Here is a 23,513-nt window from a genome sequence, read left to right as displayed (position 1 = left end):
GGCGTCGCCCTGAACGAACCGAACAGAAAAGCAGGGAAGCATCTCAATGCGCCAATACAGACAGCGCATTCAACGGCAACTGGATATGCACCATGCTGCTGGGCACCAACGGCTCGCCGCCACCGCCACGCGCATCGGCAGGCAATTCGGCTTCGATCTCGATGCCCAGCGGCTCGCAAGCCAGCCGCGCCGAGGTGCGATTGCCGAAGAACTCGGTGTCGAGCAGACGCGCCGCAAAACTGTTCGCGCCCAGCTCGGAGCCGAAGCGCTTCACCACCACGTGCTCGGGACGAATCCCGACCGTGGCTTGCGAACCCACGCTCAGGTTGCCCGGCGCGCAGAACAGCTCGCTGTCGCGCACACGCACCTTGCCATCGGCCAACACCGTGGCGGGCAGCATGTTCATGCGGCCGACGAAGCCGGCCACGAAACGGGTGCGCGGCCGGCGGTACAGCTCGTCCGGCGTGCCGGCCTGCTCGATGCGGCCGTTGTGCATCAGCACCACGCGGTCGGCCATCGAAAGGGCTTCTTCCTGGTCGTGGGTGACCATGATCGTGACGATGCCCAAGCGCTTTTGCAGCGCACGGATTTCGCTGCGCAGGCTTGCGCGCACCTGTGCGTCGAGTGCCGAGAGCGGCTCGTCGAGCAGCAGCAGGCGCGGGTTGGGTGCGAGCGCGCGGGCCAGCGCGATGCGCTGTTGCTGGCCGCCCGACAGCTGCACCGGGTACTTGTCGGCATGCGCGGCCAGGCCCACCAAGTCGAGCATCTCGCGCGAACGCTTGGCCATTTCGCGTGCCAATGCGCCCGTGGGGTGCAGGCCGTAGGCAATGTTCTGCGCGGCCGTCAGGTTGGGAAACAGTGCGTACGACTGGAACACCACGCCGAAGCCGCGCGCGGCGGGCGGCAGGCCCGCGATGTCCTGGCCGCCGAGCAGTATCTGGCCGCTGTCGGCACGCTCGATGCCGCAGACGATGCGCAACAGCGTGGTCTTGCCGCAGCCCGAAGGCCCCAGCAGGCAGACGAACTCGCCGGGTTCGATGTCCAGGTCGATGCCGTCGAGCACGCGGGTGGCGCCAAAGGACTTGCCGATGCCGCGAAGGGAAAGAAAGCTGCTGTTGCTGCTAGTGCTCGTCATGGCCAGGTACCGCTTGGTTCGAAGATCAGAGCGGCTTCTTTTCCGACTTCGACTCGTAGCGCTTGGACCACTCCGTCAGGATGCGGTCGCGGTTGGCGGCAGCCCAGTTGAAGTCGTTCTTGGCGAGCAGCTTCTCGACGTCGCCCGGCACGAACTCCAGCTTTTCCTGGATGCCAGGCAGCGCGAGCACGGCGAAGTTCTTCGCGTACAGCTCGTTGGCCTGCTTGGTGACGGCCCAGTCGGCCAGCGCCTTGGCGGCGTCCTGCTTCTTGCTGGTCTTGATGATGCCGGTGGCTTCCATGTCCCAGCCCAGGCCCTCCTTGGGCAGCACGATGTCGATGGGGGCGCCGTCGCGCTTGGTCTTGTTGGCGCGGTATTCGAACGACATGCCCAGCGCGAACTCGCCGGCGCCGGCCTGGCGACAGGGTTTGCTGCCCGACTGGCTGTAGATGCCGATGTTCTGGTGCAGGGCGTCCATGTACTTCCACGCCTTCTCTTCGCCCATCATCTGGATCCAGCCCGACACCATCAGGTAGCCGGTGCCCGACGCAGCAGGGTTGGGCATGGTGATCTGGCCCTTGTAGACCGGGTTGGTCAGGTCGGCCCAGCTGGTGGGCTTGGGCAGGTTCTTCTTGGTGGCTTCGGCGGTGTTGAAGCAGATGGCCGACGACCACACGTCCATGCCGACCCACTTGGGCGGGTTGGCGGCGTCGCGCATGGTGGGCTTGATGGCTTCCAGGCCCTTGGGCGCGTAGGGCTGGAGCATGCCTTCCTTGTCGAGCAGCATCAGCGAGGTGGCGGCCAGGCCCCACACCACGTCGGCTTGCGGGTTGGCCTTTTCGGCCAGCAGCTTGGCGGTGACGATGCCCGTGGAGTCGCGCACGAACTTCAGCTCGATGTTCGGGTTTTCCTTTTCGAAGGCGGCCTTGTAGGCCTGTACCTGGTCGGCTTCGAGCGCGGTGTAGACCAGCAGCTCGGTGCGGCCCTGGGCCGATGCGGCAAAAGCCAGGGAGAGCAGGGCGGCCGGCACGAAGGCCCAGCGGAATTGACGATGCAGCATGGTGAAGTTCCCTTGGGAGAAAGCTGAGAAAAGAAGAAAGAAGGAGAAGAGGAAACGGGCAAGAGGCGGGGCAGACGAACCGGAACGCAAAAGTACGCAAACCGTCCGGTGCGGCGAATGCAGGCGATGCTCGCAGCGGCATATGACAGGGATTTGTCAGACGCCTCAAAAAACCCCAAATACCCAAAACAGCGCCACAAACTGGTGATTTCGCGGTGGTTTTGCGGCGGGCTCGCAACGGCTCTGTCATCCGCATGTCACCGCTTCTCGGCAGACTCCGAGTGCTGTCGCCTGCGCTCCCGCTTCGCTCGCCCTGTTTCTTTTTCATGACGCTCGACCTCGCCGAGATTGCTCGCCTGTTCGCCGAACGGGGTGGGGTTGCGTACGCGGGCGAACCGGTGACGCAGCTCGAGCACGCGCTGCAATGCGCCTGGCTTGGGGAGCAGGCCGGCGCGAGCGACGCGCTGGTCACGGCCGCGCTGCTGCACGACCTGGGCCATCTGCTGATCGCCGAGCACCAGACGCTGTCGCACTCGCCCACCGAGCTGGGCATCGACGACCGCCACCAATACATCGCCCTGCCCTTGCTGCGCGGCGCCTTCGATGTCGAGGTGCGCGAGCCGATCCGCCTGCACGTGGACGCCAAGCGCTACCTGTGCGCGACCCGGCCCGGCTATTTTTCGAAGCTCTCGCCCGACTCGGTGCGCAGCCTGGCGCTGCAGGGCGGCGTGATGGACGAGGAAGCGGCGGCGCGCTTCGCGGCACACCGCTGGGCCGGCGATGCGGTACGGCTGCGGCTGTGGGACGAAGAAGCGAAGGTCGAAGGACTGCAGACGCCGCCGCTGGCGCATTTCCTCGCGACCGCGGCGCGGGTCATGCTGCGCTGACGGGGTGTACCAGCGCCCCGGGCTGCTTCGAGTGCCGCAGGGCCAGGCGTGCCTCCACCGAAATTTCAGTTCCGTTTAAGGAACATCTGTCTACGATGGTTTCCTCATGATGCCCGGCGCACCCGCGCCTGCGAGGAAACCCGAATGCCTTCATCCGTCACAGCGCGCGCCAGCTCGTTCATCCAGGTTCTGCGCCGCGTCTTCACGCTCGCGGCGCCCTATTTCCGGTCCGAGGAGAAATGGCGGGCGCGCGCCATGCTGGCGGGCATCATTGCCCTGAACCTTTTCTACGTCTACGTGGCGGTGCTCGGCAACGAGTGGTACGGGCGCTTCTACGATGCACTGCAGAACAAGGACGTGGTCGCCTTCTGGCGCGAGGTGCGGGTGTTCGGCTGGATCGCCTTCTTCAACATCGCGGTGCAGGTGCTCAAGTTCTACGTGACGCAGTTGCTGCAGCTGCGCTGGCGCACCTGGATGACGCGCAGCTACCTGTCGCGCTGGATGGCGGACCGCACCTTCTATCACCTGGAACTGGCGCGCTACGCCGGCAAGGACGGCACCGCGCCGGACAACCCCGACCAGCGCATCCAGGAAGACATGCAGATGTTCACGAGCGCCACGATGTCGCTCTCTATGGGCCTGCTGAACGCCGTGGTCACGCTGCTGAGCTTCATCGGCCTGCTCTGGACGCTGTCGGGCAATTTCTCGTTCACGGCCGGCGGCACCACCTACCAGATCGTCGGTGCGATGGTCTGGCTGGCGCTGGGGTACTCCATCGTCGGCACCGTGGTCACGCATTTCATCGGCCGTCCGCTGATCGGGCTGAACTTCCGGCAGCAGCGTTTCGAGGCCGACTTCCGGCATCACCTGGTGCGCGTGCGCGAGTACAGCGAAGCCATCGCGCTGGACCATGGCGAGAAGGTCGAGCGCGGCCAGCTCGACCTGCGCTTCGGCGACGTGCTGCGCAACTACCTGCTGCTGATCAAGCAGCAGAAGAACCTGGTGACCTTCACCTCGTTCTTCGGCCAGGCGGCGGTGATCTTTCCGTTCCTGGTGGCCGGGCAGCAGTACTTCGGCGGCGCGTTCCAGCTCGGCCACCTGATGCAGATCGGCTCGGCCTTCGGCAAGGTGCAGGAGTCGCTCAGCTGGTTCGTCAACAACTACGACAGCGTGGCCGTGTGGCGCGCCACCACCGACCGCCTGACCAGCTTCGACGACGCCATGAAGGCCCACGCCACGCGCGACAACGCACTGCAGCGCGACCCGGCGGCCGTGTTGCACACCGACGACCTCGGGGTGGCCCTGCCCAACGGCACGCCGCTGCTCGCCGGCGCCGCCCTGTCCGTGGCGCCCGGCGACAGTGTGCTGCTGCAGGGCCCTTCGGGCAGCGGCAAATCGACGCTGTTCCGTTCCTTCGCGGGCATCTGGCCGTTCTCTCGCGGACACGTGCAAGTGCCCGGTGACGCGATGTTCATGCCGCAGCGCCCCTACGTGCCCGACGGCAAGCTGCGCGATGCGCTGACGTACCCGAACGCGGCCTCGGACTACAGCGACGACCAGTTGCGCCAGGCGCTCGCCGATGCCCTGCTGCCCGACCTTGCCGGCCGCCTCGACGACAGCGACGCCTGGAGCCAGAAGCTTTCTGGCGGCGAGCAGCAGCGACTGGCGATTGCCCGCGTGCTGCTGCGAAAGCCGGCCTGGCTGTTCGCCGACGAGATCACGAGTGCGCTCGACGCGGAGGCCGAAAGCGTGCTGTACAAGCGCCTCGCGGCCACTGTGCAGGCCGCGGGCGGCGCGATGGTGTCGATTGCGCACCGCGCGGCGGTGGGCGATTTTCACAACCAGCGCTGGACGCTGGTGCCGCAGGAAGACGGCGCTGCCGGTGGCGCACGCTACCGGCTGAACACCTCGGCGGTTCAGCCCGCCGCGGCGTAGCGCTCCCAGCCCTTCTTGCGCAGCTCGCAGGCCGGGCACTCGCCGCAGCCGTAGCCCCAGGCCTGGCGGTGCTCGCGGTCGCCGAGGTAGCAGGTGTGGGTTTCTTCCACGATCAGCTCGACCAGAGGCTCGCCGCCCAGGCGGTGCGCCAGCTGCCAGGTCTCGGCCTTGTCGATCCACATGAGCGGCGTCTCGATGACGAGGCGGCGTTCGAGCCCCAGCGACAGCGCGAGCTGCATGGCCTTCATGGTGTCGTCGCGACAGTCGGGGTAGCCCGAGAAGTCGGTCTCGCAGACGCCGGTGACGATCACCTGCAGCCCGCGCCGGTAGGCCAGCGCGCCGGCCAGCGTCAGGAACAGCAGGTTGCGTCCGGGCACGAAGGTGTTGGGCAGGCCGTCGGCCTGCATCTCGAAGGCGACCTCTTCCGTCAGCGATGAGCCGCCGAGTTGGGCCAGCGCCGCGAGCGTGAGCACATGGTCTTCGCCCAGGCGCGGCGCCCATTCGGGAAAGCGCTCGCGCATCTTCGAGAGCACGGTGCCGCGCACGTCGAGCTCGACGCGATGCCGCTGCCCGTAGTCGAAACCCAGGGTTTCGACGCGCTGGTATTTCGAGAGCGCATCGGCGAGGCAGGTGGTCGAGTCCTGGCCGCCGGAAAAGAGAACGAGGGCGGTGGTGTGCAGCGGCATTTCCGTCAACGGCGGGGCCGTTGTAGTCCAAAAGCGCGATTTTCGCAGGCGGCGCGGCGCCACGGATACGATCCCGCGAATGAGCACTAAACACCTGGTTGCATGGGCCGTCGCCTTCGTGGCGCTGCTGGTCATCGACATGGTCTGGCTTGGCTTCGTGGCCAAGGGCATGTACCAGCAAGGCATGGGCGACCTGATGTCGCCGCAACCGAGGCTGGCCTTCGCGGCGGTGTTCTACCTGCTGTACCCCATCGGCCTGCTGGTCTTCGCGATCGTGCCGGGCGTCGAGGCGCAGAGCGTGATGCGGGCGGCGGTGCTGGGTGGCCTGTTCGGCCTGTTCTGCTACGGCACCTACGACCTGACGAACCTCGCGGTGATCCGCAACTGGCCGCTGGCGCTGTCGTTCATCGACATTGCCTGGGGCACGCTGGTGAGCGGCGTGGCGGCGGCGGCGGGTGCGGTGGCCATGCGCTGGTTCATGGCGCGCTGAGCCGCTGCCCGGCTCAAGTCACTGAACTGACTTGAGGCAAAATCCCCCGCGACACGATGCAGGGGACACAAAGAATGGGCGAGCGCGGCACGCGGATCAGCTTCGATGAATTTCAAGGCGCGCGCAACTTCGCCGCGCTGGACGGCCTGAGGGCCGTTTCCGTCTTCCTCGTTTTCACGGCCCACATGGGCGGCATCGGCTGGAACAAGTTCTCGGGCTGGCTGGGCGTGCATGCCTTCTTCGTGCTGTCGGGCTTTCTCATCACCACCCTGCTGCTGCGCGAGCGCGACGCCACCGGCCGCGTGTCGCTGAAGGCGTTCTACATACGCCGCACCACCCGGCTGGTGCCGCTGTACCTGCTGATCCTGCTGGTGGTGCTGGTGCAGAGCTACTTTGCGCAAGACGCCAGCTGGGCGCAGATGATGGTCGCCACGCCCTACTACCTGAGCCTGCGCAATGAACTCGCGCCCTACGCGCCGCTGATCGCCACCTGGACGCTGAGCGTCGAGTGGAAGTACTACCTGGTCTGGCCCACGCTGATCACCGTGTTCGGCCTGACGACGCGCTCGCGCCTGGCGACCGTCGGGCTGTGCATGACGGCGCTGGTCGCGCTGAGCCTGAGCAGGATGGAGCCGGCCTGGCTCAGCCCGCAGAACTACATCGGCATGATGGTCGGCTCGGCGCTGGCCATCCTGATGCACACGCGGCGCACCTTCGGATGGGTGCAGGGCCTCATGACCCACCGCGCGCCGCTGGTGATTCTTCCGCTGCTGTTCATCGTGCACCGGCGCTTTCCGCTGGTCGAAAGCTACATCGGGCACATGGGCGCGATCGCGCTCTACGGCCTGCTGATCGGCCTGCTGCTGCCTTCGCTCATTGCCGTGCGCACTTTCATGGGCCGGGCGCTGTCGACGAAGTGGCTGGTGTTCATCGGCAACCGGTCGTATGCGATGTACCTGGTCCAGTACATCGCCGCGCATGCGGTGATTGACGTGCTGCGCGGCCTGGGCGTGACGCTGGTCGATGGCCAGATGCTGCTGCTGTTGTCGTTCGTGGTGTCGCTGGCGGTGTCGGACCTGCTGTATCGCTGGTTCGAGAAGCCGATCACCGACTGGGGCCACCGGCGCGCCAAGGCCACGAAGGAAGCGGCCCTGCTCGCGGCCGCCTTGCCCAACGGACGCGGCAGCCCGCTCCAGACGAAGCTCTAGGCGAATCTCTAGAGGAAGCGCTCGAGCAGCTTGCGCGACGCGCGGTCGAGCGTTTTCACGTCGGGGATGCGGAACTGCACGCCGTGCGCGCTGGCAATCAGCAACGCACCGCCTTCGAGCCGGCGGATGTCTTCCTCGGCCTTCAGCACGAAGCTGGTGTCGCCGCGGTCGGTGCTCACCGTCCAGGTGCTGGGCACGCCGAAGCTCGACACGCCATGCAGCTTGAGCAGCGTCGGCGCGAAGTCGCGCACGGCCAGTTCTTCTTGCAACAGTGCCCGCGCCTGCGCCGGCAGCGTCTCGACGCTGTCGATCCAGACCAGCTCGCGGCCCTCGCCGCCGACCAGCGACACGCCGTGGCCCGGCGCGCTGAGCGGAAAGGCCCGCACGGGCACGATGCCCACGTGGCGCTCGCCCTGCGCATCGGTCAGCACCAGACGGCCGAAGGCGTCGCGCTCGAGTTCGAAAGCAGTGGTGATGGTGTTGTTGTGCTCGCTCATGCGTCCCCCGCCGGATGGGCTGCGTGGCTGACGACCAGCGGCAGTTGCGCGCCGGCACGCTCGTCGACCGCGCCTTCGCTCGCATCGTCGTCGCCCTGGCGCAATTGCGCCTGGTAGAGCCGCCAGTAGGCGCCCTGCTTGGCCATCAAGGCGTCGTGCGGCCCCACTTCGACCACTTCGCCTCGGTCCATCACCACGAGACGGTCGGCCTTGCGCAGCGTCGACAAACGGTGGGCGATGGCGATGGTGGTGCGGCCCTGCACGAGGTTGTCGAGCGCCTTCTGGATCTCTTTCTCGGTCTCGGTGTCCACGGCCGATGTGGCTTCGTCGAGGATCAGGATGCGCGGGTCGATCAGCAGCGCGCGCGCAATGCTGATGCGCTGGCGCTCGCCGCCCGACAGGCCCTGCCCGCGCTCGCCCACCAGCGAGTCGTAGCCGTGCGGCAGCCGCAGGATGAAGTCGTGCGCATGCGCGGCGCGGGCCGCGGCCACGACTTCTTCGCGCGTGGCATCGGGCTTGCCGTAGGCGATGTTCTGCGCGATGGTGCCGAAGAACAAAAAGGGCTCCTGCAGCACCAGCCCCACGTGGCGCCGGTAGTCGGCCACGGCAAAGCGGCGGATGTCGGTGCCGTCGACCTTGATGGCGCCGTCGGTCACGTCGTAGAAGCGGCAGATCAGGTTGACCAGCGTGCTCTTGCCCGAACCGCTGTGGCCCACCAGGCCGATCATTTCGCCGGGCTCGATGGTCAGGTCGAGGTCGTGAATGACGGCGCGCGAGCCATAGCGAAAGCCCAGCCCGCTCATCTCGATGCGCCCCTGCACGCGCTCGACCTTCACCGGGTTGGCCGGCTCGGGCACGTTGCTCACGTGGTCCAGGATGTCGAAGATGCGCTTGGCCCCGGCCGCCGCCTTCTGCGTGACCGAGACGATGCGGCTCATGGAGTCGAGCCGTGTGTAGAAGCGCCCGATGTACGCGATGAAGGCGGTGAGCACACCCACGGTGATGCTGCCGCGCGCCACCTGCCAGATGCCGAAGGCCCAGACCACCAGCAGCCCGATTTCGGTCAGCAGCGACACGGTCGGCGTGAACAGCGACCAGGTGCGGTTGAGCTTGTCGTTGACCTGCAGGTTGTAGGCGTTGGCCACGCGAAAACGCTCGGCTTCGCGGCGTTCCTGCGCGAAGGCCTTGACCACGCGGATGCCCGGAATGGTGTCGGCCAGCACGTTGGTCACCTCCGACCAGACGCGGTCGATTTTCTCGAAGCCGGTGCGCAGGCGGTCGCGCACCACGTGGATCATCCAGGCGATGAACGGCAGCGGCACCAGCGTGACCAGCGCCAGCAGCGGGTTGATGGAGAACAGGATGGCCGCGGTCATCACGATCATCAGCACGTCGTTGGCGAAATCGAGCGCGTGCAGCGACAGGAAGACGTTGATGCGGTCGGTTTCCGAGCCGATGCGCGCCATCAGGTCGCCGGTGCGCTTGCCGCCGAAGTAGTCGAGCGGCAGGGTCAGCAGATGCTCGTAGGTGGTGGTGCGCAGGTCGGCGCCGATGCGCTCGGACACCAGCGCCAGCAGGTAGGTGCGCGCCCAGCCCAGCCCCCAGCCCAGCAGCGCGGCGCCGAGCAGGCCGCCCAGGTACAGGCCCACGCGCCCGGAGTCGATCTTCTGCCCGTTCTGGAACGGAATCAGGATGTCGTCCATGAGCGGAATGGTCAGGTACGGCGGCACCAGCGTGGCGGCGGTCGAGATCAGGGTCAGTAGAAACCCTGCAATCAACTGCTTGCGGTACGGCTTGGCAAAACGGCCCAGACGTAACAAGACCCAGGTCGAAGGCGGGGTCTGGAGCTCGGTATCGGTGTCGGCGGCGGCCGGGTCGTCGCCGTCCGCGGCCTCGATTATTTCGGGTGTCGCCTTCGCGACATCGGCGGTGCGCTGACCGAAAAGCTTGAGCAGGCGCAGAGCCGCCACCTGGCTGGCCAGGGTGTAGCGCCAGCGGCCCAATCGGCCCGCGGGCCCCGTCAAATCAAGGGTTCCGACGCCCGAATGGTCGGAAAGGCGCAGTTCGAGCGAGGCATCGGTGAGTGGCCACTCACGCCATTTGCCGTCGGGCTCGCGCGCAATCAGCCGCTGGTCAGTCAAGGCGACTAAGCCCGAAGCGAAGTGAAGTTGGTCGTCGAGGTCAACCGTCAGTGTTACCAGAACGTTTTCCGCGACTGCGAGCCGGTTTTTCAGAGCCTCTGAAGCCGCCTCTGTTTCGCCCTCCCGGGTGCCGACTGGATCGTGATGTTGCATTGTGTTTCTCTGACTCTTGCCCGTCGCGGGCCGCATGGACCGCGTCATGGCGTCCTTTGTCGGGCGCCGATTCTGACTGATCGCCATGGGCGCGCTTGAAGGCGCCGTGGTGCTCGGCCAAAGCACATCGAACGTTTGCATGACCCGTTTCGACGACATCCTCCTGCTGCGCATCAACTATTTGCGCGGTCCCAACCTCTGGACCTACCGTCCGGTGCTCGAAGTCTGGCTCGACCTGGGCCAACTGGAAGACTACCCCTCCAACAAGATCGACGGCTTCACCGACCGCCTGACCGGCCTGCTTCCGGCGCTCATCGAGCACCACTGCGGCGTGGGCGAGCGCGGCGGCTTCATCCAGCGGCTGACCGAAGGCACCTGGTCGGGCCACGTGCTCGAGCACGTCGTCATCGAGCTGCTGAACCTGGCCGGCATGCCGACCGGATTCGGGCAAACCCGCAGCACGTCGGAGCACGGCGTCTACCGCATGGTGTTCCGCGCGCGCGACGAGCAGGTGGCCCGGGTGGCGCTGGCCGAGGGCCACCGCCTGCTGATGGCCGCCATCAACAACGACCCGTTCACGGCCGCCGACGTGCAAAAGGCCGTCGATGCCGTCAAGGCCAAGGTCGAAGACTGCTACCTCGGCCCGAGCACCGCCGCCATCGTGTCCGCCGCCACCGACCGCGGCATTCCCCACATGCGGCTGAACAGCGGCAACCTGGTGCAACTGGGCTACGGCGCGAACCAGCAGCGCATCTGGACCGCCGAGACCGACTACACCAGCGCCATCGGCGAATCGATCGCCAGCGACAAGGAACTGACCAAGTCGCTGCTGGCCAGCTGCGGCGTGCCGGTGCCCGAAGGCCAGGTGGTCGCCAATGCCGAAGAAGCCTGGGAAGCCGCCGAAGACATCGGCCTGCCGGTGGTCGTGAAACCGTCGGACGCCAACCACGGCCGCGGCGTGTCGCTCGAACTGACCACGCGTGAAGAAGTCATTGCCGCCTTCGCAGTCGCCGAGCCCGAAGGCAGCGACGTGATGGTCGAACGCTTCATCCGCGGCCACGAACACCGTCTGCTGGTGGTGGGCGGCGAAGTGGTGGCCGCCGCGCGCGGCGAGATCATCACCGTCACCGGCGACGGCAAGCTCAGCGTGGCCGAACTGATCGAAAAGCAGCTCAACAGCGACCCGCGCCGCGGCGCCGAAGAAGAATATCCGCTCGACCTGATCGTGCTGGCCACCGACGCCAAGCTGCAGCTCGAACTCAAGCGCCAGGAACTCGACGGCGCCGCCGTGCCGGCCGCCGGCCGCGTGGTCACGATCCAGCGCAACGGCAACATGGCCAACGACTGCACCGACCAGGTTCACCCCGAAGTCGCGCACGCCGCCGTGCTGGCCGCCCGCGTGGTGGGCCTCGATATTGCGGGCATCGACCTCGTGGCGCTCGACATCTCCAAGCCGCTGGGTCCGCAGCGCGGCGCCATCGTCGAAGTCAACGCCGGCCCCGGCCTGCTGATGCACCTGAAGCCGGCCGTCGGTTCGCCGCGCCCGGTGGGCCGCGCCATCTGCGACCACCTGTTCCCCAACGACGCGCCCGGCCGCATTCCCGTGGTCGGCGTGGCCGGCTCGCGCGACACCGCCGTGCTGGCGCGGCTGGTCGCCTGGCTCATCAACCTGGGCGGCCGCCACACCGGCCTGGCCTGCCGCGACGGCCTGTTCCTGGAACGCCGCCGCGTCGATGCGCGCGACAGCGCCAACTGGGACGCCGGCCATCGCCTGCTGGTCAACCGCGCCGTGCAGGCCGTGGTGATCGAGAACGGCGCCGAGACCATCCTGCGCGACGGCCTCTCGTACGACCGCTGCGAAGTCGGCATCGTGACCGACCTCGAAGGCTCTGAAGCACTGGCCGACTACGACATCACCGAGAGCGACCAGATGGTCAAGGTGCTGCGCACGCAGGTCGACGTGGTGCTGTCCGAAGGCACCGCCGTGCTGAACGCCGACGATGCGCGCGTGGCCGGCCTCGCGCCGCTGTGCGACGGCGCCGTCATCCTGTACGCAGCCGACCCGCAGGCCCCCGCGCTCGCCGCGCACCAGGCCACCGGCGGCAAAGCCGTGCTGGTGCGGCAAGACCGCGTGGTGCTGGCCACCGGCAGCAGCGAATCGTTCCTGCCGGGCCTGGGCCGCCTGACGATCTGGCGCGCCACCCATGCCGGCGTGAGCCTCGAAAGCCTGCTGGCCGCCGTGGCCGCCGCCTGGGCCATGGGCATTCCGCTGAACCTGATCGGTGCCGGTGTCGAGGCCTTCGAGGCCGACCTGCAAGCCGCGCTGGCGTCGCTGCAGCTGTCGCAGACGCAGCCGCTGTCGTCGCAACACCCCCAACACCAACTTGCCTGATATGCGTGGCCGCCTCGGCAGAGGCAGCCGCAGCGTCCAACAGAATCCGCGAACCGAGCCGTAGCCCCATGAAAGTCACCCGCACCCGAGCCCTTCGCGGGCCCAATCTCTGGAGCCGCCACACCGCCATCGAGGCGGTGGTTGCCTGCGAAGGCGACGAGAACGCCATCAGCAAGCTGGCCGGCTTCGAGGCGCGCCTGCGCGCCCGCTTCCCCACCATCGGCGAGCTGCACCCCATGGTGCTGGGCCAGCCGCTGGCGCTGGCCCACGTGCTCGAAAACGCCTCGGTGGCGCTGCAGGCCCAGGCCGGCTGCGCCGTCAATTTCGGCCACACCTCTCCCACGGTGGAAGAAGGCGTCTACCAGGTCACCGTGCAGTACAGCGAAGAAGCCGTCGGCCGCCGCGCACTGGCGCTGGCCGAAGAGCTCATCGCCGCCGCGCAGGCCGACACCGCCTTCGATGCCGACGCAGCCATCACCGAGCTGCGCGACCTGGACGAATCCGAACGCCTCGGCCCCAGCACCGGCTCCATCGTCGATGCAGCCGTGGCACGCGGCATTCCCTACCGCCGCCTGACCAGCGGCAGCCTGGTGCAGTTCGGCTGGGGCTCCAAGCAGCGCCGCATTCAGGCCGCCGAGATCGACAGCACCAGCGGCGTGGCCGAATCGATCGCGCAGGACAAGGAACTGACCAAGCAACTGCTCAACGCCGCCGGCGTGCCGGTGCCGCTGGGCCGCCCCGTCGCCAGCGCCGAAGACGGCTGGGCCGCGGCCATGGAAATCGGCCTGCCCGTGGTGGTCAAGCCGCAGGACGGCAACCAGGGCAAGGGCGTCACCGTCAACATCGTCACGCAGGAGCAGCTGAACTCGGCCTACGACTCGGCCGCCGTGTACGGCGAAGTGATGGTCGAGAAATTCCTGCCCGGCTTCGACTTCCGCCTGCTGGTGGTCGGCGACCGCCTCGTGGCCGCCGCCCGGCGCGATCCGCCGCAGGTGATCGGCGACGGCACCCTCACCGTGCGCCAGCTCGTGGACACCGTCAACCTCGACCCGCGCCGCGGCGAGGGCCATGCCACCTCGCTTACCAAGATCCGACTGGACGACATCGCCATCGGCCGGCTCGAAGCCCAGGGCCTCACGCCCGACAGCGTGCCCGAACGCGGCCAGCGCGTGGTGCTGCGCAACAACGCGAACCTTTCCACCGGCGGCACCGCCACCGACGTGACCGACACCGTGCACCCCGAAGTGGCCGCGCGCGCGGTCGATGCGGCGCAGATGGTCGGCCTGCACATCTGCGGCGTCGACATGGTCTGCGAGAACGTGTTGCGCCCGCTCGAAGAACAGCACGGCGGCGTGGTCGAGGTGAATGCCGCGCCCGGCCTGCGCATGCACATCTCGCCCTCGTTCGGCCGTGGCCGCGCGGTTGGCGAAGCCGTCATGGACACGCTGTTCGCCCACGGCGACGACGGCCGCATTCCCGTGGTCGCCGTCACCGGCACCAACGGCAAGACCACCACCGCGCGCCTCATCAACCACCTGTTGGCTTCCAGCGGCCTGCGCACCGGCATGACCAACACCGACGGCGTGTACGTCGACGGCCGCCAGACCGACAGCGGCGACTGCAGCGGCCCCAAGAGCGCGCGCAACGTGCTGATGCACCCCGACGTCGATGCGGCCGTGTTCGAAGTCGCCCGCGGCGGCGTGCTGCGCGAAGGCCTCGGCTTCGACCGCTGCCAGGTGGCCGTGGTCACCAACATCGGCAGCGGCGACCACCTGGGCCTGAACTACATCACCACCGTCGAAGACCTTGCCGTGCTCAAGCGCGTCATCGTGCGCAACGTGGCGGCCGACGGCTACGCGGTGCTCAACGCGGCCGACGTGAACGTTGCCGCCATGGCGGCCGGCTGCCCCGGCGAGGTGATCTTCTTCACCGCCGACCGCATGCACCCGGTCATGGCCACGCACCGCGCACAGGGCAAGCGCACCGTGTACGTCGACCAGGACACGCTGGTCGCGGCCGAAGGCTCGTGGCGCGAGCGCATCGCGCTGCGCGACGTGCCGATCACGCGCAACGGCACCATCGGCTTCCAGGTCGACAACGTGATGGCCTCGGTGGCCGCGGCCTGGGCCGTGGGCCTCGATTGGGACACCATCCGCAGCGGCCTCGCCAGCTTCATGAACGACGCGGCCGGCGTGCCGGGCCGCTTCAACGTCATGGACTACCGCGGCGCCACTGTCATTGCCGACTACGGCCACAACACCGACGCCATGCGCGCGCTGGTCTCGGCTGTGGACACCATGCCGGCCAACAAGCGCTCGGTGGTGATCAGCGGCGCGGGCGACCGGCGCGATTCGGACATCCGCGACCAGACCGCCATCCTCGGCCAGGCCTTCGACGACGTGATCCTCTACCAGGACGCCGCGCAAAGGGGCCGTGCCGACGGCGAAGTGATGGCATTGCTGCGCCAGGGCCTGCAGGGCGCGGCGCGCACGCGCTACATCGATGAGATCCGCGGCGAGTTCGTCGCCATCGACACCGCGCTGGCCCGCCTGCAGCCGGGCGACCTGTCGCTGATTCTGGTGGACCAGGTCGAGGAAGCGCTCGCTCACCTGGCACAGCGCATCGCCGCGGGCTGACGCCCCGCGTGCCGGACACGTCCCACACGAAGGGGCGCGTCCGGCCCGGCTGGCACAGTGCCCTGTCCCACAGGACATTTGCCCCGGCCGAACCCACACTGCTGCTCCGGTCGCACCATTCGGAGTCTGAAGGGTGCGCCCCAACACAGGAGCACCCATGACAACAAGATTCCGTTCCCTCCTTTCCGCCACGGCCTTCTTCGCCGCCAGCGGCTTCATCGCCCTGGGCGCGCAGACCGCCAGCGCGCAGGCCGCGGGTTCCGCAAACTCGGATGTCCGCATGCAGAAGGAACGCGCCACCTGCGACGGCGTGCAGCAAGACCGCGCCGCCTGCCTGCGCGAAGCCGGCGCCGCCCGCCAGGAAGCCAACCGCAGCGGCCTCACCACGCCAAGCCCCGCCCGCGAGCAGGTCAACGCACTGGCACGCTGCCGCGAGCAGCCCGCCGGCGACCAGGCCGGCTGCGAGGCGCGCGTCAAGGGCGGAGCCCTCACCAGCAGCGAAGGCAGCGTGATGGGTGGCGGCATCCTGCGCGAAACCGTGACGCCGGTGCCGGCCCAGCCTGCACAGCCCGTTCGCTGAACGTGAACCCGGCCGCGCGCAACGTGTCCAACCACACCCCGGCCGTTCTTTTTTCCGGTCACTCCAAGGAGCACACCATGAAGAGCAATACCCGATCGATGATCTTCGCCCTGCTGGCCATCAGCGGCCTGGCAGGCACCACCATCGCCTCCGCCGCCGGTCCGCGCGGTGAGTCCAGCATCTACCAGCAGGAAATTTCGGTCTGCGGCCACAACCAGCAAGACCGCGCCGCCTGCATTCGCGAGGCCGGTGCAGCCCGCCAGGCCGCTGCACGCGGAGGCCTGACCAGCGCCCCCGACTACCGCGCCAACGCGCTGGCACGCTGCGGCCTGCAACCGCCGTCGGACCGTGCCGATTGCGAAGCCCGCGTGCTCGGCAGCATGGGCAACACCGACAGCAGGGTCGAAGGCAGTGTGATGGGCGGCGGGGTGATCCGCGAATCGGTCACCACCGTGGTCATGCCGGCACCAAGGCCCATGGAGCGCATGGAGCGCGCGCCCGATCCGGCCATGGCACCGCGGCCCATGCCGATGCCCGCGCCGGCCCGCTGAAAACGGCTTTCGCCCCCGGCGTTCAGGGCGGTTTGGGCATCGATTCGGGAAAACCCGGATCGATGCCCCCGGTTGTCACGAAACCGTCATAAAACGCGCGAGGGTGCTAGCTATAGTTCTCGGTCACTGCCCACCGAGGAACCCTCCCCCATGAATGCCATCAAGGTCGCTCGCCGATTCATAGAAACGGACCCGGCCAACGAATCGGCCAAAATCCTGGCCCAGCTCGTGTTGGCTCTCGAGTCCGAACACAGCTTTGAACTCGTCACCCTGTACAACCTCGACTACAAGAGCTTCGAGCTCGCCATGGACATCCTGAAGGAATGGCGGCTCGATCGCTACTACGCCAGCAAGTCCAAGCTGTTCGACCTGTCGTTGCAGGTCACTGAACTCGAAAAGACCCAGGGCTGATTCCCCGCTGGGCACGCCATGTGCTCAGACCAGCATCCCGCCAGAGACTTCGATGCGCTGGGCATTCACCCAGCGATTGCCCTCCCCCAGCAAGCCCGCAATGGCCCCGCCAATGTCGTCGGGCTTGCCGGCGCGTCCGAGCGCGGTGAAGCCCGCGACCATTGCATTCACCTGCGGGTTGTCGCGCACCATGCCGCCGCTGAAGTCGGTTTCGATCGCCCCTGGCGCAACGGTGTTCACCGCGATGCCGCGCGCGCCGAGTTCCTTGGCCAGGTAGCGCGTCAGCGTTTCCACCGCGCCCTTCATCGCCGCATAGGCGGACGCCCCTTCCATCGCAAAGCGTGTCAGCCCCGAGGACAGGTTGACGATGCGTCCGCCGTCGGCAATCAGCGGCAGCAGCTTCTGCGTGAGGAAGTACGTGCCCTTGAAGTGGATGTTGTAGAGCATGTCGAACTGCGCCTCGGTCGTGTCCTCGAACTTCGCATGCAAGCCCACGCCCGCGTTGTTCACCAGGAAGTCGAAGCGCTCGCGCTGCCACGTGGCCGCCAGCACCGCCTTCACTGAATCCGCGAACGCGGCAAAGGCCGTGCTGTCGCCCACGTCGAGCCGCAGCGCGACGGCACGGCGCCCCCTGGCCTCGACTTCCGACACCACCGCCTGCGCGCTGGCTTCGTTCGACACGTAGGTCAGGATCACGTCGACGCCGTCCGCGGCAAGCGCCAGTGCGGTGCTGCGGCCCAGGCCGCGGCTGCCGCCGGTGATGAGTGCGATACGGGATGGGTTCGATGCGGTGCTGCTGGAAGCGGTCATTTCAAAGTCCTTGGGTGACGGATGGATCGGGATCGAAAAGTCGATGGACGAACTTTAAGAATTACCGCCAGCAAGATAAATCCCTCCAGCCGATGCACACTGTTATCTGAAAAAACGACAATCCGCCGCCATGAACGTCGAAGAACTGCGCATCTTCTCCAGGGTCGCCGAACTCGCGAGCTTCAGCCGCGCCGCGGACCAGCTCGGGCTGACCCGGGCGCGCGCCTCGGTGGCCGTGCAGCAGCTCGAAGAGCGCCTGGGCACCCGGCTGTTGCAGCGCACCACGCGCAGCGTGCGCCTCACCGAAGACGGCGAACGCTTTCTCGAGCGATGCAAGGACTACCTGGCCGACGGCGAGCAGTTGGCCACCATGTTCCGCTCGCACGCCGGCGGCCTCACGGGGCGGCTGCGCATCGACCTGCCGAACGTGGTGGCGCGCGACCTCGTCATTCCGCGCCTGCCCGAATTCCTGGCGCGGCATCCGGCGCTCGAGATCGGCATCAGCACCACCGACCGCCGTGTCGATCTCGTGCACGAAGGCTTCGACTGTGTGCTGCGCGTGGGCACGCTCGGCGACTCGGAGCTGGTGGCGCGCCCGCTCGGTGCCATGCAGATGGCCAACGCCGCGAGCCCGGACTACCTGCGCACGCACGGCACGCCCCGCACCCTGGCCGACCTGGCGCAGCACCGCGTCGTGCACTTCGCGCAAACGCTTTCCGCCAACGCCGGCTGGGAATACCAGGACCCGGCCGACGGCCTCTACAAGATGCATCCGGTGCGCGCCACCGTCACGGTGAACGGCACCGAGGCCTACCAGGCCGCCGCGCTGGCCGGCCTGGGCCTGATCCAGGCGCCAATCGCGGGCCTGGCGGCGAGCCTCGCCTCGGGCGCGCTCGTGCGGGTGATGCCGGAATTCGACGCATGCCCCATGCCCGTGTCGCTGCTGTACGCCAACCGTCGCCAGCTCGCGCCGCGCGTGCTGGCCGTGATGGACTGGCTGGGGGAGATCGTCGCGCCCTACTTCGTCGAGAAAGCCGGCAAGGCTAGCGGCCCCAGCGCAGCACCATCGGGTCGAGCCGCCGCGCCGTCTCGATCAGCCCCGCGCGTGTCTCGGGGTGCATCGCCGGCAGCGGATGCCGCGGCGCCTCGCAAGCGATCACGCCGCCCTCTTTCATGAGCGACTTGCAGGCCAGCAGGCCGGCCTGCCGGTTCTCGTAGTTGATGAGCGGCAGCCACTGCTGGTAGAGCGCGAAGGCCTTGTCGCGGTCGCCCGCGCGGTGCGCCTCGATGATCGGGCGAATGCCGTCCGGGTAGCCGCCGCCGGTCATCGAACCGGTCGCACCGGCATCGAGGTCGGGCATCAGCGTGATGGCCTCTTCGCCGTCCCACGGGCCTTCGATGGCATCGCCGCCCAGGCGGATCAGCTCGCGCAGCTTCGCGGCCGCGCCCGCCGTTTCGATCTTGAAGTAGGCGACGTGTTCGATCTCCTTCGCCATGCGCGCGAGAAAGGCGGCCGTCAGCACCGTGCCGCTGGCCGGCGCGTCCTGGACCATGATGGGAATGCCCACCGCGTCCGACAGCCGCGCATAGAACTCGAAGATCTGCGGCTCGGGCACGCGGAAGGTGGCGCCGTGGTACGGCGGCATCACCATCAGCATGGCCGCGCCCATGTCCTGCGCGCGACGGCTGCGCTCGGCGCAGACCTTGGTGCTGTAGTGCGTGGTGGTCACGATCACCGGCACGCGGCCCTTCACGTGTTCGAGCACCGTGCGCGTGAGCACTTCGCGCTCGTCGTCCGACAGCACGAACTGCTCCGAAAAATTCGCGAGGATGCACAGCCCGTCGGAGCCCGCGTCGATCATGAAATCGACGCAGCGCTTCTGGCTCTCGATGTCGAGCGCGCCCTGTTCGGTGAAGGTGGTCGGCACCACCGGGAAGATGCCGCGGTATCTGGGGGTCATGGCTTCAGTGAATCGATCATCAGTGGGAATGGCGGGGAACGGCGGAGCCTCTGCAGCCCACCAGGAAGTCGAAGTCGCAGCCTTCGTCGGCCTGCAGCACGTGGTTGACGTACAGCTTCTGGTAGCCGCCGCCGCGCGTGCTCATGGGCTGCGCATCGCTGGCCGTCAAAGACGCCAGGCGCGAAGCCAGCTCTTCGTCGCTGATGTCCAGGTGCAGCCGGCCCGCATCGCAATCGAGCTCGATCCAGTCGCCGTCGCGCACCGCCGCCAGTGGGCCGCCGTCCGCTGCTTCAGGTGCGACGTGCAGCACCACCGTGCCATAGGCCGTGCCGCTCATGCGCGCATCCGAAATGCGCACCATGTCCTTCACGCCCTGGCGCAACAGCTTCGGCGGCAACCCCATGTTGCCCACCTCGGCCATGCCGGGGTAGCCCTTGGGGCCGCAGTTCTTCAGCACCATCACCGAGCTGGCGTCAATGTCCAGGTCTTCGTCGACGATGCGTTCCTTGTAGTGCTCCAGGTTCTCGAACACCACCGCACGGCCGCGGTGCTTCAGCAGCGCGGGCGTTGCCGCCGAGGGCTTGAGCACCGCGCCGCGCGGCGACAGATTGCCGCGCAGGATGCGGATGCCGCCATCGGCGATCAACGGGTTGCTGAGCGGGCGGATCACCTCGTCGTTCAGGCTCGGCGCCTCGCGCACGTTGTCCCAGATCGAATGGCCGTTGACGGTCAGCGCGCCGGGGTGCGGCAGCAGGCCGTTTTCGCCCAGTCGGCGCAGCACGGCGGGCAGCCCGCCGGCGTAGTAGAACTCTTCCATCAGGAAGCGGCCCGAAGGCATCAGGTCGACGAGCGTGGGCGTGTGGCTGCCGATGCGCGTCCAGTCTTCCAGCGCCAGGTCGACGCCGATGCGCCCCGCGATCGCCTTCAGATGAATCACCGCATTGGTCGATCCGCCGATGGCCGCGTTCACGCGAATCGCATTCTCGAAAGCCTCGCGCGTGAGGATCTTCGACAGCGTGAGCCCTTCTTTTGCCATCTGCACCGCGCGCATGCCCGACATCTGCGCCAGCACATAGCGCCGCGCATCGACCGCCGGAATGGCCGCGTTGTGCGGCAGCGAAGTGCCCAGCGCCTCGGCCATGCAGGCCATGGTCGAGGCCGTGCCCATGGTGTTGCAGGTGCCGGCCGAGCGCGACATGCCGCCTTCGGCCGAGAGGAACTGGTGCAGGTTGATCTCGCCCGCCTTCAGCGATTCGTGCAGCTGCCACACGGCCGTGCCCGACCCGATGTCCTTGCCGTCGAGCTTGCCGTTCAGCATCGGCCCGCCCGTGACCACGATGGCCGGAATGTCGCAGCTGGCCGCGCCCATCAGCAGCGCGGGCGTGGTCTTGTCGCAGCCCGTGAGCAGCACCACCGCATCGACCGGGTTGCCGCGAATCGCTTCTTCCACGTCCATGCTCGCAAGGTTGCGCGTGAGCATCGCGGTCGGCCGCAGGTTCGACTCGCCGTTCGAGAACACCGGAAACTCCACGGGGAAGCCGCCCGCCTCCGAGATGCCGCGCTTCACGTGCTCGGCGATCTTGCGGAAGTGCGCGTTGCACGGTGTCAGCTCCGACCACGTGTTGCAGATGCCGACGATCGGCCGGCCATCGAACTCGTGGTCCGGGATGCCCTGGTTCTTCATCCAGCTGCGGTACATGAAGCCGTTCTTGTCGGCCGAGCCGAACCATTCGGTCGAGCGCAGTTTCTTCGGAGGGGTGTCCGGCATGCGAGGTGTCCTGAGAGAGAAAAGAGAAAGTCAGCGCCGGGGTGCGCGCGAGGTAAAGAAGCGCTGCAGCAGGCAGAACACGAACAGCAGCGCACCCACCACGATGCGCGTCCACCACGAGCTCAGCGTGCCGTCGAAGGAGATCAGCGTCTGGATGATCCCGAGCATCAGCACGCCGAACAGCGTGCCCGCCACATAGCCCACGCCGCCCGTGAGCAGCGTGCCGCCGATCACCACCGCCGCGATGGCGTCGAGCTCCAGTCCCATCGCATGCAGGCCGTAGCCCGACAGCATGTAGAAGGTGAAGATCACGCCCGCCAGCGCCGAGCAGAAGCCCGACAGCGTGTACACGCCGATGAGCGTGCGCCGCACCGGCAAGCCCATCAGCATTGCCGAGTGCTCGCTGCCGCCGATGGCGTACACCGCCCGGCCAAAGGGCGTGCAGTGCGCGATGAACACCGCGGCCAGCAACACCACCATGGCGATCACCGCGCTGATCGACACCGAAGCCTCGCCCCAGACCGGAATGCGGATCTGCGAGACCTCGGAGTAGAACTCGTTGGTGATGCTGATCGAATCGATGCTGATCAGGTAGCACAGCCCGCGCGCCAGGAACATGCCCGCCAGCGTGACGATGAAAGGCTGCAACCTGAAGCGCTCGATCAAGAGGCCCATGAACGCACCGAAACCCGTGCCCATCAACAGCACCAGCGGAATCACGACAGCCGGGCTCCAGCCGTGCTTCTCGACCAGCGAGGCCGACACCATGGTGGTCAGTGCGATCACCGACCCCACCGACAGGTCGATGCCGCCCGAGAGAATCACGAAGGTCATGCCGACCGCGACGACGATCAGGAAGGCGTTGTCGATCAGCAGGTTGAGAAAAACCTGCGCCGAGAAGAAGCCGTCGTAGAACACCGAGCCGAGCGTTGCCACCAGCACGAACAGCGAGATGGTCGCCACCAGCGGCAGGTACTTCGGGTTGAGCCCCGTCTTGCCCCCTCTCCCGCGTGCGGGAGAGGGCTGGGGTGAGGGTGCCGTATCCATCACCGCGCTCATACCTTGGCCCCTTCATGCGCCGGCCGCTGCACCAGCGACCGCAGCTCGGCACGAAACTCCGGCGATTGCAGCAGCATCACCGCGAACACCACGCCGGCCTTCACCACGAGGTTGATTTCCGGCGGCACGCCCAGCGAATAGATCGCATAGGTCAGCGTCTGGATGATCAGCGCCCCGATCACGCTGCCCACGAGGCTGAAGCGCCCGCCGGTCAGTGCCGTGCCGCCCAGCGTGACCGCAAGGATCGCGTCGAGCTCGATCAGTTGCCCCGCGTTGTTGCCATCCGCGCTCTTCACATTGGAGCTGATCAGCAAGCCCGCCACGCCCGCGCACGCACCGCAGAAGGCATACGCCCCCACGACCAGCCGCCGCGCCTGCACCCCCGCCACGCGCGCCGCCGTCGGGTTGATGCCCACGGCCTGGATGAACAGCCCGAGCGCGGTGCGCGTGATTGCCAGGTACAGCAGCACGAACACCGCCACCACGATGAACAGCGAGAACGGCAGGCCGAGCAGGTAGCCGCTGCCCAGGAAGAAGAAGGGCTTGTAGTAGATCGTGATGATCTGCCCGTCGGCAATGAGCTGCGCAATGCCGCGCCCCGCCACCATGAGAATCAGCGTCGCGATGATCGGCTGCATGCCAACCTTGGCAACCAGCAAGCCGTTCCAGAGGCCGCAGAGCAGCGCGATGGCAATGGCCGCGACGATGGCGAGCCACATGGGAAAGCGGCTGACGTCGCTCGCAACCGACCCGCCGATCATCCATGCCGCGAGCGCCGCCGCAATCGCCACGACGGCGCCTACCGAGATGTCGATGCCTCGTGTCGCTATCACCAGCGTCATGCCGAGCGACACGAGCACGAGCGGGGCTGCGCGGTTCAGGATGTCGATGAGGCTGCCGTAGAGATGGCCGTCGCGCCATTCGAGATGCAGGAAGCTGGCGTTGAATGCCGTGTTCACTGCGAGCAATAGCAGCAGCGTGACGATGGGCCATAGCAGGCGGTGTTGTCGCATTGCGGCTGCCGTGTTCGTTGTTGTTTTGGAGGAAGTCATTTCTTTTGCCCCGGCTTGTCGGGCGCTTCGTGCACAGGACACCGGGTACTCCCCTCCGCGAATGTCCCCCGCTTCGCTCCTCCTTTATTTCGCTGCGGGGA

At 67.3% G+C, this 23,513-nt stretch carries 19 protein-coding genes and 1 pseudogene; 10 read left to right on the top strand and 10 right to left on the bottom strand.

Going from position 1 to position 23,513, the window contains the following annotated elements:
• Nucleotides 1–43 precede the first annotated feature (43 nt).
• Entirely contained in the window at nucleotides 44–1,135 is a 1,092-nt protein-coding gene (locus tag DBV14_RS29585) for an ABC transporter ATP-binding protein (protein WP_185546166.1), read from the bottom strand.
• Between the two features lie 25 nt (nucleotides 1,136–1,160).
• The gene (locus tag DBV14_RS29580; RefSeq protein ID WP_124464910.1) at nucleotides 1,161–2,195 is read right to left on the bottom strand and encodes a putative 2-aminoethylphosphonate ABC transporter substrate-binding protein; all 1,035 of its coding nucleotides are present in this window, start codon (nucleotides 2,193–2,195) and stop codon (nucleotides 1,161–1,163) included.
• A 326-nt stretch (nucleotides 2,196–2,521) separates the two neighbouring features.
• Here DBV14_RS29580 and DBV14_RS29575 point away from each other — a divergent pair, with 326 nt between their 5' ends.
• Nucleotides 2,522–3,082: a phosphonate degradation HD-domain oxygenase gene (locus DBV14_RS29575; protein WP_124464908.1), complete on the top strand. Its 561-nt coding sequence runs from the start codon at nucleotides 2,522–2,524 to the stop codon at nucleotides 3,080–3,082.
• 144 nt (nucleotides 3,083–3,226) lie between these two features.
• Nucleotides 3,227–5,017, top strand: coding sequence for an ABC transporter ATP-binding protein/permease (locus DBV14_RS29570; RefSeq protein ID WP_124464905.1), 1,791 nt, complete (start codon nucleotides 3,227–3,229; stop codon nucleotides 5,015–5,017).
• On the opposite strand, the gene queC is transcribed toward DBV14_RS29570, so the two are convergent.
• On the bottom strand, nucleotides 4,999–5,703 hold the full coding sequence (queC, locus tag DBV14_RS29565) for a 7-cyano-7-deazaguanine synthase QueC (protein ID WP_124464903.1): 705 nt from the start codon (nucleotides 5,701–5,703) through the stop codon (nucleotides 4,999–5,001). The genes DBV14_RS29570 and queC overlap by 19 nt on opposite strands.
• 79 nt (nucleotides 5,704–5,782) lie before the next feature.
• Between queC and DBV14_RS29560 the strand changes: the two genes are divergently transcribed.
• Together DBV14_RS29560 and DBV14_RS29555 are read left to right on the top strand one after the other, a co-directional pair.
• The gene (locus DBV14_RS29560) at nucleotides 5,783–6,193 is read left to right on the top strand and encodes a DUF2177 family protein (RefSeq protein ID WP_124464901.1); all 411 of its coding nucleotides are present in this window, start codon (nucleotides 5,783–5,785) and stop codon (nucleotides 6,191–6,193) included.
• A 74-nt stretch (nucleotides 6,194–6,267) separates the two neighbouring features.
• Nucleotides 6,268–7,401 (top strand): acyltransferase, encoded by a 1,134-nt coding sequence (locus DBV14_RS29555; RefSeq protein WP_124464899.1) that lies wholly within the window; start codon nucleotides 6,268–6,270, stop codon nucleotides 7,399–7,401.
• Between the two features lie 8 nt (nucleotides 7,402–7,409).
• On the opposite strand, the gene DBV14_RS29550 is transcribed toward DBV14_RS29555, so the two are convergent.
• Nucleotides 7,410–7,898, bottom strand: coding sequence for a DUF1854 domain-containing protein (locus DBV14_RS29550; RefSeq protein WP_124464897.1), 489 nt, complete (start codon nucleotides 7,896–7,898; stop codon nucleotides 7,410–7,412).
• Nucleotides 7,895–10,192 carry an ABC transporter ATP-binding protein gene (locus DBV14_RS29545; RefSeq protein ID WP_124464895.1) on the bottom strand — a complete coding sequence of 766 codons (2,298 nt, stop codon included), beginning with the start codon at nucleotides 10,190–10,192 and terminating at the stop codon, nucleotides 7,895–7,897. The genes DBV14_RS29550 and DBV14_RS29545 overlap by 4 nt, the downstream gene beginning before the upstream one ends.
• Nucleotides 10,193–10,331: 139 nt before the next feature.
• Between DBV14_RS29545 and cphA (DBV14_RS29540) the strand changes: the two genes are divergently transcribed.
• From cphA (DBV14_RS29540) to DBV14_RS29520, 5 genes are all read left to right on the top strand, one after another.
• Nucleotides 10,332–12,584 (top strand): cyanophycin synthetase, encoded by a 2,253-nt coding sequence (gene cphA, locus DBV14_RS29540; RefSeq protein WP_260397272.1) that lies wholly within the window; start codon nucleotides 10,332–10,334, stop codon nucleotides 12,582–12,584.
• 68 nt (nucleotides 12,585–12,652) lie between these two features.
• Complete coding sequence (gene cphA, locus DBV14_RS29535) at nucleotides 12,653–15,220, top strand: cyanophycin synthetase (protein ID WP_124464891.1); 2,568 nt, start codon at nucleotides 12,653–12,655, stop codon at nucleotides 15,218–15,220.
• Between the two features lie 157 nt (nucleotides 15,221–15,377).
• A complete protein-coding gene (locus tag DBV14_RS29530) occupies nucleotides 15,378–15,800 on the top strand; it encodes a hypothetical protein (protein WP_124464889.1) in 423 nt (140 codons plus the stop codon).
• Between the two features lie 77 nt (nucleotides 15,801–15,877).
• Nucleotides 15,878–16,351 carry a hypothetical protein gene (locus tag DBV14_RS29525; RefSeq protein WP_124464887.1) on the top strand — a complete coding sequence of 158 codons (474 nt, stop codon included), beginning with the start codon at nucleotides 15,878–15,880 and terminating at the stop codon, nucleotides 16,349–16,351.
• 150 nt (nucleotides 16,352–16,501) lie between these two features.
• Nucleotides 16,502–16,762, top strand: a complete 261-nt coding sequence (locus DBV14_RS29520; protein ID WP_124464885.1) for a hypothetical protein — start codon at nucleotides 16,502–16,504, stop codon at nucleotides 16,760–16,762.
• A gap of 24 nt (nucleotides 16,763–16,786) precedes the next feature.
• Here the strand turns inward: DBV14_RS29520 and DBV14_RS29515 are convergent, their stop codons facing one another.
• Nucleotides 16,787–17,572: an SDR family NAD(P)-dependent oxidoreductase gene (locus tag DBV14_RS29515; RefSeq protein ID WP_124464883.1), complete on the bottom strand. Its 786-nt coding sequence runs from the start codon at nucleotides 17,570–17,572 to the stop codon at nucleotides 16,787–16,789.
• A 130-nt stretch (nucleotides 17,573–17,702) separates the two neighbouring features.
• On the opposite strand from DBV14_RS29515, the pseudogene DBV14_RS29510 reads away from it, so the two are divergent.
• A pseudogene (locus tag DBV14_RS29510) lies at nucleotides 17,703–18,566 on the top strand (LysR family transcriptional regulator); the annotation flags it as partial.
• Nucleotides 18,567–18,615: 49 nt separating this feature from the next.
• Here DBV14_RS29510 and DBV14_RS29505 read toward each other — a convergent pair.
• Genes DBV14_RS29505 through DBV14_RS29490 form a run of 4 tightly spaced genes read right to left on the bottom strand, consistent with a single transcriptional unit; the run spans nucleotide 18,616 to nucleotide 23,373 of the window.
• Complete coding sequence (locus DBV14_RS29505; RefSeq protein ID WP_124464881.1) at nucleotides 18,616–19,533, bottom strand: dihydrodipicolinate synthase family protein; 918 nt, start codon at nucleotides 19,531–19,533, stop codon at nucleotides 18,616–18,618.
• 19 nt (nucleotides 19,534–19,552) lie between these two features.
• Entirely contained in the window at nucleotides 19,553–21,301 is a 1,749-nt protein-coding gene (locus DBV14_RS29500) for an IlvD/Edd family dehydratase (protein ID WP_124464879.1), read from the bottom strand.
• Between the two features lie 30 nt (nucleotides 21,302–21,331).
• A complete protein-coding gene (gene yjfF, locus DBV14_RS29495) occupies nucleotides 21,332–22,360 on the bottom strand; it encodes a galactofuranose ABC transporter, permease protein YjfF (RefSeq protein ID WP_124464877.1) in 1,029 nt (342 codons plus the stop codon).
• Nucleotides 22,357–23,373, bottom strand: coding sequence for an ABC transporter permease (locus DBV14_RS29490; protein ID WP_311732871.1), 1,017 nt, complete (start codon nucleotides 23,371–23,373; stop codon nucleotides 22,357–22,359). Before DBV14_RS29490 ends, yjfF begins: the two co-directional genes overlap by 4 nt.
• Nucleotides 23,374–23,513: the final 140 nt, after the last annotated feature.

The sequence above is a fragment of the Variovorax sp. KBW07 genome (assembly GCF_003852515.1).
Lineage (GTDB): Bacteria > Pseudomonadota > Gammaproteobacteria > Burkholderiales > Burkholderiaceae_C > Variovorax.
This window is presented reverse-complemented; position numbering and strand designations above follow the sequence as displayed.